Raw genomic sequence first — 16092 nt, 5'->3', positions numbered from 1 at the left:
GAGCACACTGGAATGCATCGCAACCTCCATGGGATGATCGCGCCCCACCGCGCGCCCATCCCTGGAGATTCCGATGTCATTGTTGAGTAAAAAAGCCCTTGTACTGCTGCTGGCAGCCGCTACCGGCCTTGGGGCTTTGAATGCGCAGGCCGCCAAGGCCACTTCCAGCGATGCGCCCGCCCATAAAGTCTCCATGCTCGGCAGCAAGTTCACCTTCAACCTGCCCAAGGGTTTCGTCGCCAACCCGCTGCCGGCCAGCCCGGACGGTGCCAGCGGCACCCTCTACAGCAATGAAACCACCAAGACCGTGGTGATCGCCGCTGAAAACACTCTACCCAACGGTATCAGCGTCAAGGACAACGACGGCGGGTTCCTCGACGGCACCGTGGCCGATTTCGATGCGGCGCAACATAAATCCCTGCCCGACTACAACAAGCTCAGCGAGAAAGCCCTGACCCAAAAAACCGGGCTGGGCCTGCGCCAGATCGACGGCACCGCCACGCAGGGCGGTGGCATGACCCTCACCACCACGCTGATGGCCGCATCCGACACTCGCATGGCGGTAATCCAGGTGATTTCCCGCCCCGGCGACATGGCGGCCCACGAAACCCTGGTCAAGCAGATCGTCAGCGGAAAATGAATGTCAGGGGTTGAGACGCTGCAACCAGGCGCTCAAGTCCTGTATCTCGTCGGCGCTGATGCTGTGACCGACACCTGGGTAGCCGTGGAACTCGGGTTCGAGTGACACGCTCTGCAGCAGGCTGTTGGCTTCAGTACCGTCGCTGTAGGGAAGGCGTTTGTCCTGCTCGCCATGCCCGATGAAAATAGCCAGCGACTGGCGTTTTTCATCCGGCTGGAGCTCGGACTTGAGCACCGGCAGAATCCGTCCGCTCAGCGCAGCGATCCCGCCTAGCGCCTCGGGATGCCGCAGGCCTGTTTCGTAGGTCATGATCGCGCCCTGGCTGAAGCCGACCAGGAACACCTTCTCCGGTTCGGTGTGATATTTCTTCGTGGCCTGTGCGACGAAATCCAGCAACAACTGGCCGCTGGACTTCAGATCATCGGTCTCGCCGTTGTAGGCCCCTTCGCCCTTCTTGCGAAACCACTGATAGCTGCCCGTCTCCATCACCAAGGGTGCCCGCACCGACAGGTAGGTGTAGGACGCGGGCAAGTCATCCTTGATGCCGAACAGGTCCTGCTCGTTACTGCCGTAACCGTGGAGGAAAATCACCAGGGGTTGATGGTTCGAATCGGCGCTGGCCTGCTCCAGATACTTGAGCGGCAAGTCGGTTTGCAGCGGGGTTTGGGCGTGGACAGCGGTGGATACCAGGAGCGTGAGCAGCGCGAGAATCTTCAACATGGGTCTTCCTTCACTGAATGCAGGATTCGCGCAAGAGCCTAACACTGTGCAGTAGACAGGAACATCTCAGGCGTGGCCGATGCCGCCTTCGCGAGCAAGCCCGCTCCCACAGGGAACGCGTAAACCCTGTGGGAGCGAGCTTGCTCGCGAAGAGGCCCGAACAGACAGCAAAAATCTCCCGGTCAGTCGTTGATCAACTTGCCCACCCGAATCGGCTCGCGCCCGGCGACCTTCGCCTGCCAGCTGCCTGGCTGGGTGTAGCGCCCACGGTCGATGGCGAACAGCACACCGCTGGTGCCGGCCTGCACGGTGGTGACCTTGTCGTTCAACGGGTCGACCACCTCGAACAGTGCATCGCCCTTCTCCACCCACTCCCCGGCCTCGCGCAGGAAGCTGACCACGCCGTGATGCGGGGCGAACAGGTATTGGGTGCCTTCGAATGGCATGCCTTCACAGCATTCGGCCGGTGCCGCCGGCCAGGTGCCGGAGATGAATCCCTGCTCGGCGAGGAACCCGAGAATGGCTTCGCAATTGGCTTGGGCCTGATTGACGCGGGTGTCTCCCATGCTGCCCAGTTCCAGGGTGGTCGCCAGGTTGGCCGGTGGAATCGCTGCCGCCGGGAACGCCCTGGCCAGGCGCAACCATGGCGAAGAACAGGATTCATCGAACGAGCTGCCGCCGGAGTCTTCACACAACAACGCCACACCGGCCTGCAAACGCGCCGCCAGGGATTGCCACTGCGGCCAGTGCTGCGGCAACGCGTAGATGTGGATCGCCGCATCGAAATCGCAATGCAGGTCGAGGGTGATGTCGGCGTCACAGGCATGGCGCAGCAACAGGCGGTGCATGGCTTCCAGCTGCGATGCCGCTGCCGGCAAGCTGTCGAGGACCTGGCCCATGGTCTGGCGAATCAACGCAATGTTGGCCTGGGCATCGCTGCCGAGACGATCACCGATCAACGCGGCCACCGGCGCACTGAGTTCGACGAACGAGCGGTTGAAATTCTTGCCGCTGCCGAGCTCGAAACGCCCCATGTGGCTGCCTTGCAAGTGCTGGTCGAGGCCAATGGGATTGGCCACCGGCACCAGTTCGATCACACCCTTCAATTGTCCCTGTTGTTCAAGTTCGGTCAGGCGCTTCTTCAACTCCCAGGCCGTGCGCATGCCCGGCAATTCGTCGGCGTGCAGGCTGGCCTGGATGTACACCTTGCGCGTGCCCGCACCATAACGAAACACGCTGAGGGTACGCTCGCTGCCCAGGTGGCTCCAGGGCAGTTTGTGGTCGATGCGTTGCATATAAACTCCTGAAAACAGAGAAACCTGTGGGAGCGAGCTTGCTCGCGATGGCGTTCATTCAGTCGAAGCCATTTTGCCTGACCCACCGCTATCGCGAGCAAGCTCGCTCCCACAGGTATCTTCTTCGCTGAAAAAATTGCACAAAAAAAGTGGCAGCCGCGTCAACGGCTACCACTTTCTTGAACGGCTCGCTTACTCGCCGTAAACGTCAAACTTGAAGTACTTGTCCTGCACTTGCTTGTACTTGCCGTTGGCGCGGATTTCGGTGATGGCGGTGTTGAACTTGTCCGCCAGTTCCTTATCGCCCTTGCGCACGGCAATGCCTGCGCCGCCGCCGAAGTATTTCGGATCGTTGTACTCAGGGCCGACGAAGGCAAAACCTTTACCGGCGTCGGTTTTCAGGAAACCGTCGTCCAGGTTGACCGAGTCGGCCAGCAGCGCGTCAATGCGGCCGGAGACCATGTCCAGGTTGGCTTCCTGCTGGGAGCCGTAGCGCACCAGGACAATCCCCGCCGGCTGCAGCACTTCAGTGGCGAAGCGGTCGTGGGTACTGGCGCGCAGCACACCGACTTTCTTGCCCTTGAGTTCGGTCAGCGGGTCCTTGACGTCGCTGCCTTCCTTCATCACGAAGCGCGCCGGGGTGTGGTAGTACTTGATGGTGAAATCGACGTTCTTCTTGCGGTCGTCAGTGATGGTCATGGACGACAGGATGGCGTCGATTTTCTTGACCTTCAGCGCTGGGATCAGGCCGTCGAACTCTTGTTCGACCCAGGTGCACTTGGCTTTCATCTGCTCGCACAGCGCATCGCCGATATCCACGTCGAAACCGGTGAGTTTGCCGTCAGGGGTTTTCATCGAGAATGGCGGGTAGCCGGCTTCGATACCGATGCGAATCGGCTTGGCGTCTTCGGCCACGGCGGTCAGGGACAACATCGACAGTGCCAGGGCACCGAACATCACTAGCTTCTTCATTTATAACTCCTGTGTGCGGAGACTTTTATTGGCAGCTTCGATTGGCAGCGTTCGGTCATCGCTTCGTGAGCGGAAACCGAAGTGGCCGGCAGTCTAGAGCGGCTACAGGAGGGTAAATTACGCCAAGGCGACAAATATTTATAGAAAAGTGGCACCCGGAGAGAGGCATCGAGGTGAACGCGCCATGACGGTGCAAAGTCTGTCAGACATACCGCGTTTTCAGAGCAAACCTACAGGTTTTCCGACTCCATCCGACAGAATGCGACGACTGGCGATGCCCGGTGTTTTGCGGCACATTGAGCGCCCTTGCGTCCCATCGAGAGTAGCGTGATGCCCACGTTGAACCTGATCCAGCACCACTGCGCCGAAGGTCCGGGCGCCATCGCCATCTGGGCCGAATCCCGAGGGCTGACGCTGAAGGTGTTTCGCGCCGACCTCGGCCAATTGCCGCCCGTCAGCGCCGAACCCGTGATCCTGTTGGGCGGGCCTTATGAATCCGATGCCGGCCCGGCCTGGCTGGAAGCCGAACGGCAATGGCTCAGAGGCACGCTGGATCAGGACGCGGCCGTGTTCGCCATATGCCTGGGGGCACAGTTGCTGGCGCTGAGCCTGGGCGGGAATGTACGGCGGATGGACCGGACCGAAACCGGATGGACCACCGTGACCTTTATCGATGGGAAAACGCTGAAGGTGCTGGAGTGGCACGAAGACGCCATCGACCTGCCGCCTGCCGCGCAGCTGTTGGCCAGCAGCGTGCACTGTGTGCAGCAGATGTACCGAGCCGGGCCGGCGCGGCTGGGTCTGCAGTTTCATCCGGAGTGGAACGCCGAGTCGGTGACCATGCTCAATGCGCATTTTGGCGATGAGTCGCCGTTGCCCCGAGGGCCGCAGGACAATGCGGCCTACGCCGATGTGCTGGCGTGGTTGCAGGCGACACTGGATGAGTGGTGGGCGGCCGCTTCCTTTCGCTGAAATACATACCTGTGGCGAGGGGGCTTGCCCCCGTCGGGTTGCGCAGCAACCCCAGAATCTCTGAAATAGTCGAGAATGTCGGGAGCGCTTCGCACTCCAACGGGGGCAAGCCCCCTCGCCACAATGATCAATGGTGTCTGGATATCAGCATTCACAACCGATCACAGCATTCACCGGCCGCTGCACCCCGACACTCAACTCAAACCCTTCATCGAGCCACCCTGTCACTCCGCCGATCATCTCCTTGACCGGATAACCCAGGGCCGCCAGTTTCACCGCCGCCTTGTTGGCGCCGTTGCAGTGAGGCCCGGCGCAATAGACCACAAACAGGCTGTTTTTCGGATAACCCGCCAAACCTTCGGCGCTCAGCAAGCGCCCGGGAATGTTGATCGCTCCCGGTACATGCCCGCGCTCGAACGCCAGCGGCCCCCGAACATCCACCAGAATGAAATCGACTTCGCCTGCCTGCTGGCTGCCGTAGACGTCTGAACAATCGGTTTCGAACGTCAGACGGTTACTGAAATGCATCAGGGCGATGGCCGATGGGGCGGCGGGAATTTCGCGAACCAGGCTGGTCATGGGCTGTACTCCAAAGAGGTGGTGGGTGTGGAAAGACTTTATCCGCCAGCGACTTGCGGCTACAGTGGCGTACAAGACACTCACCGGGAATTTTCCGCCAAATGCAACCCGCCCCAGGATTGGTCGCGATTCTGGCCTACGACGGCCTGTGCACGTTCGAGTTCGGCATTGCCGTGGAGATCTTCGGCCTGCCACGACCTGAATTCGATTTTCCGTGGTACGAGCATCGTATCGTCGCGGTCGATCAAGGTCCGATGCGGGCCATGGGCGGCATCCAGGTACTGGCCGATGGCGGCATGGAGTTGCTCGCCGATGCCCGCACCATCATCATCCCCGGTTGGCGCGACCGCAGCGCCACGGTGCCAGCAGAACTGATCGCTGCTTTGCGCCAGGCCCATGCCCGGGGGGCGCGGTTGCTGTCGATCTGCTCCGGTGTTTTCGTCCTCGCCGCCACCGGGTTGCTCGACGGGCACGGTGCGACCACGCACTGGCGCTATACCTCGGAACTGGCCGAGCGGTTTCCCGGCATCCTCGTGGACCCGGACGTGCTGTATGTCGATTCCGGCCAATTGATCACCTCCGCCGGCAGCGCAGCAGGCATCGATGCCTGCCTGCACCTGGTGGCGCGGGATTTCGGCACCCAGGTGGCCAACTCCGTGGCGCGGCGCCTGGTCATGTCGCCGCAACGCAGCGGTGGTCAGGCGCAATTCATTCCGACGCCGGTCAGTCCTGCACCGCGCAGCGATCTTTCCCGCGTCATGCAGTGGGCACGTGAGCGTTTGCACGAGCCGCTGGAGGTGCGCGACCTGGCCAGCGAAGCCGCCATGAGCGAACGCACCTTCCTGCGCCGCTTCACCGAAGCCAGCGGCCAGTCACCGAAAACCTGGTTGCAGCACGAACGTCTGGGCCGCGCCCGTGAACTGCTGGAAAGCAGCGACCAGAACACCGAGCAGATTGCCGAACGCTGTGGTTATCGCTCGGTGGAAAGTTTCCGGGTGGCGTTTCGAACGGTGGTTGGCGTGCCACCTTCGGTGTATCGGGAGCGGTTTGGGCGTGGGGGTAACACTTTACCTTCGGTTGACCTTCAAGGCCCAATCGCGAGCAGGCTCGCTCCCACACCGATGGTGTGAACACTGAAGATCCACTGTGGGAGCGGGCTTGCTCGCGAAGGCGTCAGCCCGGTCAACGACTGATCAAGGCTTTCGCAGCAGATAGGTATCCATGATCCAGCCATTGGCCAACCGCGCCGCCTTGCGCACCCGTTCGATTTCATCCGCGACATCCTTGAGCTTGCCGCTGATCAGGATTTCATCCGGCGTCCCCAGATAGGCCCCCCAGTAAATCTCGGTGTCCTGATCCACCACCTGATGGAAAGCATCCTGGGCATCGAGCATCACCACCAGGCTGTCGGCATCGCTCACCTGCCCTGCCGCCAGGCGTCGGCCGGTGGTGATTTCAACGGAGCGGCCAATCTGGTTGAGCGGCACCTTGTGTTGTGCCGCCAATGCCTGGACGCTGGTAATCCCGGGAATCACCTCGAACTCGAACCCACAGGCGCCCGAGGCCTGGATCGCCTGAAGGATACGGATGGTGCTGTCGTACAGCGCAGGGTCGCCCCACACCAGAAAACCACCACACTGGCTGTCGGACAGTTCTTCATTGATCAGCCGTTCGAAGGTCTGTTGTTTGGCCAGGTTCAAGTCGTCGACACTGGTCTTGTAGTCCACCTCACCGCGCTCACGCTCGGGGCTGTGGGCTTCGACAAAACGGTAGTCGTGGCCGGTGATGTAACGCTCGCAGATTTCGCGGCGCAGATCGATGAGTTTGTCTTTGCTCTGGCCCTTGTCCATGAGAAAAAAAACATCGACCTGATTCAGCGCCTTCACGGCCTGCATCGTGATGTAGTCGGGGTTGCCGGCACCGATCCCGATGACCAGGAGTTTTTTCATCACAACAGCTCCTCGGGATCGATGCCCGGAAAGCGCAGCCGCCAGCGGTCATGGAACCTCAACTCGATGGTCGACAGGGGCTCGACGTCGATCAGGTTGGACGCGCCCCCCTGCAACACTTGCGTCAGCGCGGCGCGGATGACAAAGGGATGAGTAACGGCAACGATGTGCCCTGGCGTCGATTGCAAGGTTGTCAGCCAGGCGCCCACCCGCTCGCCCAGTTGCACCAGCGACTCACCACCGTGGGGGGCCGAAGCCGGGTCGTCCAGCCAATGCTGGAGCGTCTGGGCTTCGGTTTTTTGCAGATCGCCGATGCGCTCACCCCCCCAACGCCCGAAATCGCAGTCCTTCAAGGCGTCGACAATCTGCGGCGCACTGCCAAACAGTCCAGCGGTTTGCCGGGTGCGCAACTCCGGACCACAGACAAGGCGTGGAGCGCCCTTGAACTGATTGCGACGGGAAAGCCTGAGCGCTTGCCAATCCATCTCCAGAGGCTCGTCCAGAGGAAAGCGCGCCAATTTCTGTGCGACGGTTCGAGCGTGGCAAATCAGGGTTAAACGGGTTGCCTGCACCAGCAATCACTCCAGGGATGGAAAGGAACGACGGCGTCAGGTGACCGCCATCGCGCAATTGTGCCGCAAGAAAGCAGGCCCGGGTGGTGTTTAATTTTCCTGTTTGAAACGGATTCCTTCAGTCATTTCCTGCAAGACTTTCTGTCATGGCTGACCGCAATGCAGGCAATCGCCTACAAGACTTTACGACATCGGCGTAGCCCCGTAGTACAGGCACTTCGCATCTTTTTCGGGCACGAGCAGACCACGCGAAAATTCACTAGACAGGCAGTACGCGATGATTAAATACTCCTTTCAACGGATTGTTAAAACACGTGCCACACTCATCCAGCAGGAGCCCGGATGCCTTTACTCGAACACCCGATCAACGCGCCTGGCCAGGCACCACCTCCGACCGAACCGCCTGCTCCTCGTTTAATGCGGTCCATCCCAAGAAACATCCGATAAGAAAAAGCGTGGCGCCTGACAACGTTCAGATGACCACCGATTTAATGTGTGGAAAAACCGACAGTGATAGTCAGGTTCGGCTCAAGCCGCCGAATCGTTTGATACAGGAGTGTCTCCATGCTGGTCTTGCGTCCAGTCGAGTTGGCCGACCTGCCCCAGTTGCAGAGGCTGGCCCGTGAAAGCCTCGTGGGCGTCACGTCCCTGCCCGACGATAGCGAACGGTTGCGCGGAAAAATCCTCGATTCCTGTGCCTCGTTCGAAAAGGACGTGCAGGCTCATGGCCCGGAAAACTATTTCTTTGTACTCGAAGACCTGACGACACGGCACCTGGCCGGCTGCTCGGAAATCCTCGCCACGGCGGGTTACAACGAGCCGTTCTACAGCCTGCGCAACCGGCACTTCACCAGTGCCTCGCGGGAACTGAACATCGAGCACGGTGTACCGGCCCTGTCGTTGTGTCACGACCTCAGTGGTCACACCTTGCTGCGGGGCTTCCATATCGATGCCGCGCGAGTGCGCAGCGCGCATTCCGAACTGCTGTCGCGGGCGCGCCTGTTGTTCATCGCCGCTCACGCCCGGCGTTTTTCCGAAACGGTGATCACCGAGATCGTCGGCTACAGCAGTGATGAAGGCCACTCGCCATTTTGGGACGCCGTGGGCAAGCATTTCTTCGACTTGCCCTACGTCGAGGCCGAACGGCTTTGCGGTCTGCAGAGCCGCACCTTTCTCGCCGAGCTGATGCCGCAGTATCCGATCTACGTGCCCATGCTGCCCCAGGCGGCACAGGACTGCATCGGCAGCATCCACCCCGATGGCCAGGAAGCCTTCGATATCCTCGAACGGGAAGGCTTCGAAACCAACAGTTACATCGATCTGTTCGATGGAGGCCCGACGCTCTATGCGCGTACCTCGGGTATTCGCTCCATCGCCCACAGCCAGTGCGGCATAACGCAGCCTGGCCCGGTGATCGACACCCGCGGCAGCTTTCTGGTGAGCAACGAGTCCTTGAAGGATTACCGAGCCATCGTCGCCGATCTTGATTACATCCCCGGACAACCCGTGACCCTTGACGCAGCCATGTGCACGGCGCTGAAGGTGACCGAGGGCAGCCCCGTCAGGCTGGTAGCCCTGTGAACACCCGCCAGATTCAACGCCCGAGCACCCGCGCACAAGGAACCGCCCCATGATTGTCCGTCCGGTCCAGATCACCGACCTGCCCGCCTTGTTCACGCTGGTGCGGCAGGCCATTCCGGGGCTTACCAGCCTGCCGGCCGATGAAGAACGCCTGGCCTACCGGATTCGCTGGGCCCAGCGCACCTTCGCCGGACAGGTCGACCGGGCCGATGCCGATTACCTGTTCGTGCTCGAGGATGACGAGCAGCAAGTGGTGGGCGTCAGCGCCCTGACGGGGGGCGTCGGTCTGCGCGAGCCCTGGTACAACTACCGGGTCGGACTGACGGTCAGCGCTTCCGCGGACCTGGGTATCCAGCGCCAGATCCAGACCCTGTTCCTGAGCAATGAATTGACCGGGCAATCGGAAGTCTGCTCGTTGTACCTGCGCCCCGATCAGCGCCAGGGCAGCAACGGCCGTTTGCTTTCCCTCGGGCGTTTGTTGTTCGTGGCCGAGTTTACCCAGCTGTTCGGCAACCGGCTCATCGCCGAATTACGCGGCAGTGCCGACGAACGAGGCGGCTCGCCGTTCTGGGACAGCCTCGGCCGGCACTTTTTCAAGATGGATTTCAGCCACGCCGATCACTTGTCCGGGCTGGGCAACAAATCGTTCATCGCCGAACTGATGCCGCGCCAGCCGCTGTACACCTGCCTGCTCACCGAACAGGCCCAGGCGGTGATCGGCAAGGCCCACCCCAATACCGAGCCGGCCCTGAAAATCCTCAGCGCCGAAGGCTTTGCCCACCAGGGTTACATCGATATCTTCGACGGCGGGCCGGTCATCGAAGCCCCGGTTTCCGGGATCCGCACCGTGCGCGACAGCCGACCGCTGTCACTGGCCATCGGCTCGCCGGACGATAAAGCGCCCCTCTGGCTGATTCACAACCGCCGCCGGGAAAACTGTCGCATTACCTGCGCCCCGGCCCGACAGGTGGGCAACAGCCTGGTGGTTGATCGCCTGACCGCCAAGCGCTTGCAACTGCAACCCGGAGACTCGGTGCGCGCCGTGCCGCTGCTTGACCAGCGGCAACAGGCCGTGGCGGCGTGACCTATCAGTTCCATCGCGGCGATGTCAATCGGCCTGACCCAGCAAATTCGTCATCATTCTCCCCTTGCGCGCGTGATAGCCTTTTATTTCTTCGGCGTTGACACTTTTGCTCAAGCCCTTCCATTCCATTGGTGGAACTCATATGTCCAGGCTTTCCCATCAAGATTTGCGCCGCAATTTTCGCCAACTGTTCGCCTCCAACACCTGCTACCACACGGCCTCGGTTTTCGACCCGATGTCGGCCCGCATCGCCGCCGACCTGGGCTTCGAAGTCGGGATCCTCGGGGGTTCGGTCGCATCGCTGCAAGTGCTGGGCGCCCCTGACTTTGCCCTGATCACCCTCAGCGAATTCGCTGAACAGGCCACTCGCATCGGCCGTGTCGCCCAGTTGCCGGTGATTGCCGACGCCGACCACGGCTACGGCAACGCGCTCAACGTCATGCGCACCATCGTCGAACTCGAACGTGCGGGCGTGGCTGCGCTGACCATCGAAGACACCCTGCTGCCCGCGCAGTTCGGCCGTAAATCCACCGACCTGATCACGGTCGCCGAAGGCGTCGGCAAGATCCGTGCGGCGCTCGAAGCCCGCTGCGATTCGGAAATGGCAATCATCGCCCGCACCCATGCCGGGATTCTGCCGGTGCAGGAAATCATCAGCCGCACCCGGCAATACCAGAGCGCCGGCGCCGACGGGATCTGCATGGTAGGCATCAAGGACTTCGACCATCTGGAGCAGATCGCCGAGCACCTGAGCGTGCCGCTGATGCTGGTGACCTATGGCAACCCGCTGCTGCGCGATGACAAACGCCTGGCCGAACTGGGTGTGCGCGTGACCATCGACGGCCATGGCGCGTACTTCGCCGCGATCAAGGCGACCTACGACAGCCTGCGCGAACAACGCCAGATCCTCACCCAGACGTCGGACCTGAGCGCCACCGAACTGACGCACACCTATACGCAACCCGAGGAATACATCCGCTTCGCGGAGGAGTTCATGAGCGTGAAGGAATGACGGTTTAAACCGACCCGCCGCCATCGCGAGCAAGCTCGCTCCCACAGTTGATCTTTGTTGAACACAAATCTTGTATTCACCCGGAACCCCGTGGGAGCGAGCTTGCTCGCGATGAGGCCGTCAAAGCCAACATCCCTGCCGCCTGACACGCCGCCATCGCGAGCAAGCTCGCTCCCACAGTGGATTTCTGTTGAACACAAATCTTGTATTCACCCGGAATCCCCGTGGGAGCGAGCTTGCTCGCGATGAGGCCATCACAGCCAGCATCCCTGCCGCCTGACACGCCGCCATCGCGAGCAGGCTCGCTCCACAGTGGATTTCTGTTGAACACAAATCTTGTATTCACCCGGAATCCCCGTGGGAGCGAGCTTGCTCGCGATGAGGCCGTCACAGCCAGCATCCCTGCCGTCTGACCCGCCGCCATCGCGAGCAGGCTCGCTCCCACAGTGGATTTCTGTTGAACACAAATCTTGTATTCACCCGGAGTCCCCGTGGGAGCGAGCCTGCTCGCGATAAAGCCATCACAGCCAACATCCCTGCCGCCTGACACGCCGCCATCACGAGCAGGCTCGCTCCCACAGCTAAATTTTGTTGAACACAAATCTTGTATTCACCCGGAACCCCGTGGGAGCGAGCTTGCTCGCGATGAGGCCGTCAAAGCCAACATCCCTGCCGCCTGACACGCCGCCATCGCGAGCAAGCTCGCTCCCACAGTGGATTTCTGTTGAACACAAATCTTGTATTCACCCGGAATCCCCGTGGGAGCGAGCTTGCTCGCGATGAGGCCATCACAGCCAGCATCCCTGCCGCCTGACACGCCGCCATCGCGAGCAAGCTCGCTCCCACAGGTTTTGCGGTGAAGGGTCACACCGAGTCGAGCAGTTCGCGATGGGGTTTCCCGTTACCGCAGCAGATCACCCGATTACGCCCGGTGGTCTTGGCTTCGTACAACGCATGATCGGCATCATTGAGCCAAAGCATCGCGTCGGCATGGGCCGGGTTGAATGACGCCAGGCCAATGCTCAGGCTGACTTTCAGCGCCGGGTTCTGCTCGTAGCCCAAGATGGCGAAGCGAGCGCGCAGGGCATCCATGATGGCGGCGGCGCGGTTCAGGGGCAGGTCCGGAAGGATCACGCAGAACTCGTCGCCGCCGTAGCGCCCTGCCACATCGGTCGCTCGCAGGTTCTGCTTGAGCATTTTGCTCAACTGACGCAAGACGATGTCGCCGGCAACATGGCCGTAGGTGTCGTTGATGGCTTTGAAATGGTCGATGTCGATCAGGGCGATCGCTCCGCCTTTTTGCTGGCTGTTGCAACGCTGGAACTCGATCTCCAGTTGGTCCTTCCAGGTGCCATGGTTCAGCAGGCCTGTCAAGCTGTCGGTGCGGCTCAGTGCCAGCAGTTCACGCTTCTGACAGCCCAGAGTATGGGCCTGGCGGAAGCAGATCCAGCCCAGCGCCAGCGGATACAGGCACAGCAACGGCAAACAGGCATAGAGCTGTACCGCGCTGGTGGCAGGAATGAACGCCGGGGCGAAAATCAGCAGGCCAACGCCCACGCCCAGGATTTGCGAGGCTGTCCCGGCCAGTAGAAAGCGCGAGCCGCCTATGGCCACGTTGTTCATGGCCATCATGGAAATGGTGGTCGCGCTGGGCAGTGGATTGAATTGCATCGCGGCAATCCAGAAGCCGCCGAGAAAGGCATCGATCAGCAGATTGCGGTGTTCGGCATGATAGGGCGTCTTGGCCCGGCGCGCCCATTGGTAAGCCAGGTGCGGCCAGACCAGGCCATTGAACCACATGAAGCCCCAGACCCAAGGTGCAGGATCGAGTGGATACATTGCCGCGCTCACACACACCAGCCCCAGGGCCAACCCCAGGATCCGCGATGTATAGAGCCTCCTGGCCAATGAAGATCCCTTTCCTCCCGCTTTTGCCATAGGACCTCTTTGCCACTCCACGGAATGCGATTACAGCCTGTGCCTATGCGCTGGAGTCTATCAGGGTGGCATTAAATAGCCATCACCGACTAACGGGCTGAAAATCGCGACATCAGGCTCACATAAAAGCAAAAGCCTCCCCCCATTAACGGCTATACATGAAAGAAGGGGTTGATCAATGACCATAAGAGGAGGCCCATGCAGACCTTTCAAGTATTGATCATCGGCAGCGGGTTTGGCGGCCAATGTGCAGCAATCAATTTGCTCAAGGCCGACATCGATGATTTTCGCCTGCTGGAGCGACGTGATTTCTTCGGCGGCACCTGGTGCCAGAACACCTACCCCGGCGCGGCAGTCGACGTGCCCTCGCCGCTGTACTCCCTGTCTTTTGCTCCGTATCGCTGGACGCAAATGTTCGCCGAACAGGCCGAACTGCACCGCTACACCCGCCACGTGGTGGAGCACTTCGGCCTGCGGGACAAAGTGGAACTGGGTGCCAATGTCGAGCGCGTCGAATGGGACGACACCCACAAACGCTGGACGGTGTACACCGCCGGCAAAGGCACGTTTTGCGCGCAGTTCCTGATCAACGCGACCGGGCCGCTGAGTCAACCGGTTGTTCCGCGCTTCGACGGACAGGAGCGTTTTCAAGGTAAAGCGTTTCACACCAACAACTGGGATCATCACTACGACTACCGGCAAAAACGCGTGGCCATCGTCGGCAGCGGCGCCAGTGCGGCCCAGGTCATTCCGGCCATCGCCCCGGACGTCGGGCACTTGCATGTATTCCAGCGCACGCCCCACTGGGTCCTGCCCCGGGCTGACCGCAGCTTTGGCCGTTTCCAGCGCTGGCTGCTGGGGTGCAAGCCGGCCTACAAGCTGCTGCGCTGGGGGATCTACTGGCAATTCGAAACCCGGGTGATTGCCTTCAAGTATTCGAAACCGGCGGTGCACATGGTCCAGCGCCAGGCCCTGCGTTTTCTCAAACGCCAGGTGCCGGATGCCGAACTGCGGCGCCAACTGACGCCGGACTACACCATCGGCTGCAAACGGGTGATTCTGTCCAGCACGCTGTACCCGGCACTGGCGCGCGACAACGTGACGCTGCACAGCCGCGAGCAAGGCATCGCGTCCATCGACGAGACCGGTATCGTGACACTGGACGGCCAGCACATCGACCTGGACCTGATCGTCTGGTCCACTGGCTACGATGCCACCGACGGGGTGATTTCCTACCCGGTAACGGGCAAAAAAGGCACCCGTCTCAAGGAAGTCTGGGCGCAGTACCCACGGGCCTACCTCGGCACCGCCCTGCCCGACTTTCCCAACCTGTTCATCGTCACCGGACCGAACACCGGGATTGGCCACACCTCGGCGCTGTTCATCATCGAATCCCAGATGAATTACATCCTCGATTGCATTCGCACCTTGAAGACTCAAGGTTTACGCAGCATCGAAGTTCGCCATGAAGCGGAACGTACCTACACTGAAATGATCCACCGGGAAATGGAACGTACCGTGTGGAAATCCGGTGGTTGCCACAGTTGGTATCAAAGCAAGAGCGGTCATGTGATTGCCATGTTTCCGGGATTCAGCTTCAGCTTTCATCGCTTGACCCGAGCGCTGAAACCCGCCGATCACATTTTGTCCTGAGCAGATAGAAGGGAGACGCGTGATGCTTTTGTTGTTCGTCGTTCTCGCAGTGTTCGTTGCCTGGAGCTGGCTGACCTACCCGGCCATCGGCTACTGGCTCTATGACTTGAGCATGGCGGCCGAGGCCAAGTTGTACCGGCTGCACAAGATCGTCGTGCCCATCCCCGAAATGACCGTCTCGACCTGGCAAGGCGGGCCGTACGAGGCCACCAGCAGTGTGCTGATGCTCCATGGCTTCAGCGCCGACAAAAACCTCTGGCTGCGTTTCGCCCGGCACTTTGTCGGCAGCCATCGGGTGATCATCCCGGACATCGCCGGCCATGGCGAAACCGGCTTCAAGGCGGGCGGCGGCTACGACATCCCGCTGCAGGCCAAACGCATGATCCAGCTGCTGGACGTTTGCGGGGTGGAGAAAGTCCATGTCATCGGCAACTCCATGGGCGGCTACATGGCGGCGTGGCTCGCGGCCACTTACCCGGAACGCATTGTGTCCGTGGCCCTGGTCGACCCGGCCGGGGTCACCGCCCCCGAGCCCAGTGACCTTGAGCGGCATTTGGCCAAGGGCCACAACCCGTTTCTGATTCACTCGCGCGAAGAATTCCGGCGTTTCTACGCCATGACCATGGCTTCGCCACCCTGGGTACCGAAGCTGGTGCTCGATGCCGTCGCCCAGCGCTATGAACAGTCCCGCGAAGAGCTGGAGGAAATCTTCCGCGAATTCCGTGCCAGCCCGCCGATGGAACCGCACCTGCCCGACATCACCGCCCCGGCGCTGTTGCTGTGGGGGCGCAAGGACCGGCTGATCGACGTCAGCAGCGTGGCGGTCTGGAGCAAGGGCATTGCCGACCTGCGCGTGCATATCTGGGACGCCATCGGGCACATGCCCATGGTGGAAGCGCCATACGGTTCGGCGCGCCTGTATCGCGAGTTTTTGGCATCGCTGCGCTCGGAGAGCCCACAGGATCAACGACTGCATTAGGGGGGGCGTTCTCAATTAGTTTCCCCACCGCGTTGTCGCCTTAAAGCTGGCCAGGCAAGGCGTAGGCCGCGGGGAATGGTTGTTCCCTTTCCAAGGCCTGCAACGCAGCATGGCCAGCTTTAAGGCACAACCCGAAGGGCCGGGTC

At 61.0% G+C, this 16092-nt stretch carries 15 protein-coding genes; 8 read left to right on the top strand and 7 right to left on the bottom strand.

The genetic code is table 11. The annotated features are described in order from the left end of the window. The first annotated feature begins 73 nt into the window (after positions 1-73). Positions 74-640 carry a hypothetical protein gene (locus tag KW840_RS17040; RefSeq protein WP_218496441.1) on the top strand — a complete coding sequence of 189 codons (567 nt, stop codon included), beginning with the start codon at positions 74-76 and terminating at the stop codon, positions 638-640. A gap of 3 nt (positions 641-643) precedes the next feature. On the opposite strand, the gene KW840_RS17035 is transcribed toward KW840_RS17040, so the two are convergent. The 3 genes from KW840_RS17035 to KW840_RS17025 form a co-directional block, all read right to left on the bottom strand. Beyond that, positions 644-1360: an alpha/beta hydrolase gene (locus tag KW840_RS17035; RefSeq protein WP_218496440.1), complete on the bottom strand. Its 717-nt coding sequence runs from the start codon at positions 1358-1360 to the stop codon at positions 644-646. A gap of 182 nt (positions 1361-1542) precedes the next feature. Continuing rightward, the gene (locus KW840_RS17030; RefSeq protein ID WP_218496439.1) at positions 1543-2655 is read right to left on the bottom strand and encodes a succinylglutamate desuccinylase/aspartoacylase family protein; all 1113 of its coding nucleotides are present in this window, start codon (positions 2653-2655) and stop codon (positions 1543-1545) included. Positions 2656-2847: 192 nt separating this feature from the next. After that, positions 2848-3627 (bottom strand): ABC transporter substrate-binding protein, encoded by a 780-nt coding sequence (locus KW840_RS17025; protein ID WP_090456345.1) that lies wholly within the window; start codon positions 3625-3627, stop codon positions 2848-2850. 330 nt (positions 3628-3957) lie between these two features. Between KW840_RS17025 and KW840_RS17020 the strand changes: the two genes are divergently transcribed. Then, complete coding sequence (locus tag KW840_RS17020) at positions 3958-4599, top strand: type 1 glutamine amidotransferase (RefSeq protein WP_218496436.1); 642 nt, start codon at positions 3958-3960, stop codon at positions 4597-4599. Between the two features lie 144 nt (positions 4600-4743). Here KW840_RS17020 and KW840_RS17015 read toward each other — a convergent pair whose 3' ends face one another. Next, positions 4744-5178, bottom strand: coding sequence for a rhodanese-like domain-containing protein (locus KW840_RS17015; RefSeq protein ID WP_154908689.1), 435 nt, complete (start codon positions 5176-5178; stop codon positions 4744-4746). Positions 5179-5279: 101 nt separating this feature from the next. On the opposite strand from KW840_RS17015, the gene ftrA reads away from it, so the two are divergent. Further along, positions 5280-6308 (top strand): transcriptional regulator FtrA, encoded by a 1029-nt coding sequence (gene ftrA, locus KW840_RS17010; RefSeq protein ID WP_218496435.1) that lies wholly within the window; start codon positions 5280-5282, stop codon positions 6306-6308. Between the two features lie 63 nt (positions 6309-6371). Here the strand turns inward: ftrA and cobF are convergent, their stop codons facing one another. Then, on the bottom strand, positions 6372-7127 hold the full coding sequence (gene cobF, locus KW840_RS17005; RefSeq protein WP_154947560.1) for a precorrin-6A synthase (deacetylating): 756 nt from the start codon (positions 7125-7127) through the stop codon (positions 6372-6374). After that, on the bottom strand, positions 7127-7699 hold the full coding sequence (locus KW840_RS17000; RefSeq protein ID WP_218496434.1) for a histidine phosphatase family protein: 573 nt from the start codon (positions 7697-7699) through the stop codon (positions 7127-7129). Before KW840_RS17000 ends, cobF begins: the two co-directional genes overlap by 1 nt. A gap of 564 nt (positions 7700-8263) precedes the next feature. Between KW840_RS17000 and KW840_RS16995 the strand changes: the two genes are divergently transcribed. The 3 genes from KW840_RS16995 (at position 8264) to KW840_RS16985 (ending at position 11376) form a co-directional block, all read left to right on the top strand. Further along, the gene (locus tag KW840_RS16995; protein ID WP_154908693.1) at positions 8264-9280 is read left to right on the top strand and encodes an arginine N-succinyltransferase; all 1017 of its coding nucleotides are present in this window, start codon (positions 8264-8266) and stop codon (positions 9278-9280) included. Positions 9281-9329: 49 nt separating this feature from the next. Next, positions 9330-10364: an arginine N-succinyltransferase gene (gene astA / locus KW840_RS16990; RefSeq protein WP_090456355.1), complete on the top strand. Its 1035-nt coding sequence runs from the start codon at positions 9330-9332 to the stop codon at positions 10362-10364. A gap of 142 nt (positions 10365-10506) precedes the next feature. Further along, positions 10507-11376, top strand: a complete 870-nt coding sequence (locus tag KW840_RS16985; protein WP_046043248.1) for an oxaloacetate decarboxylase — start codon at positions 10507-10509, stop codon at positions 11374-11376. A gap of 864 nt (positions 11377-12240) precedes the next feature. On the opposite strand, the gene KW840_RS16980 is transcribed toward KW840_RS16985, so the two are convergent. Next, a complete protein-coding gene (locus KW840_RS16980; RefSeq protein WP_218496433.1) occupies positions 12241-13314 on the bottom strand; it encodes a diguanylate cyclase in 1074 nt (357 codons plus the stop codon). A 198-nt stretch (positions 13315-13512) separates the two neighbouring features. Between KW840_RS16980 and KW840_RS16975 the strand changes: the two genes are divergently transcribed. Next, positions 13513-14967, top strand: a complete 1455-nt coding sequence (locus tag KW840_RS16975) for an NAD(P)/FAD-dependent oxidoreductase (protein WP_218496431.1) — start codon at positions 13513-13515, stop codon at positions 14965-14967. A 22-nt stretch (positions 14968-14989) separates the two neighbouring features. Continuing rightward, entirely contained in the window at positions 14990-15946 is a 957-nt protein-coding gene (locus KW840_RS16970; RefSeq protein ID WP_090456361.1) for an alpha/beta fold hydrolase, read from the top strand. Positions 15947-16092 lie beyond the last annotated feature (146 nt).

The organism is Pseudomonas sp. PDM30 (assembly GCF_019218985.1).
Taxonomy (GTDB): Bacteria; Pseudomonadota; Gammaproteobacteria; order Pseudomonadales; family Pseudomonadaceae; genus Aquipseudomonas; species Aquipseudomonas jessenii.
This window is presented reverse-complemented; position numbering and strand designations above follow the sequence as displayed.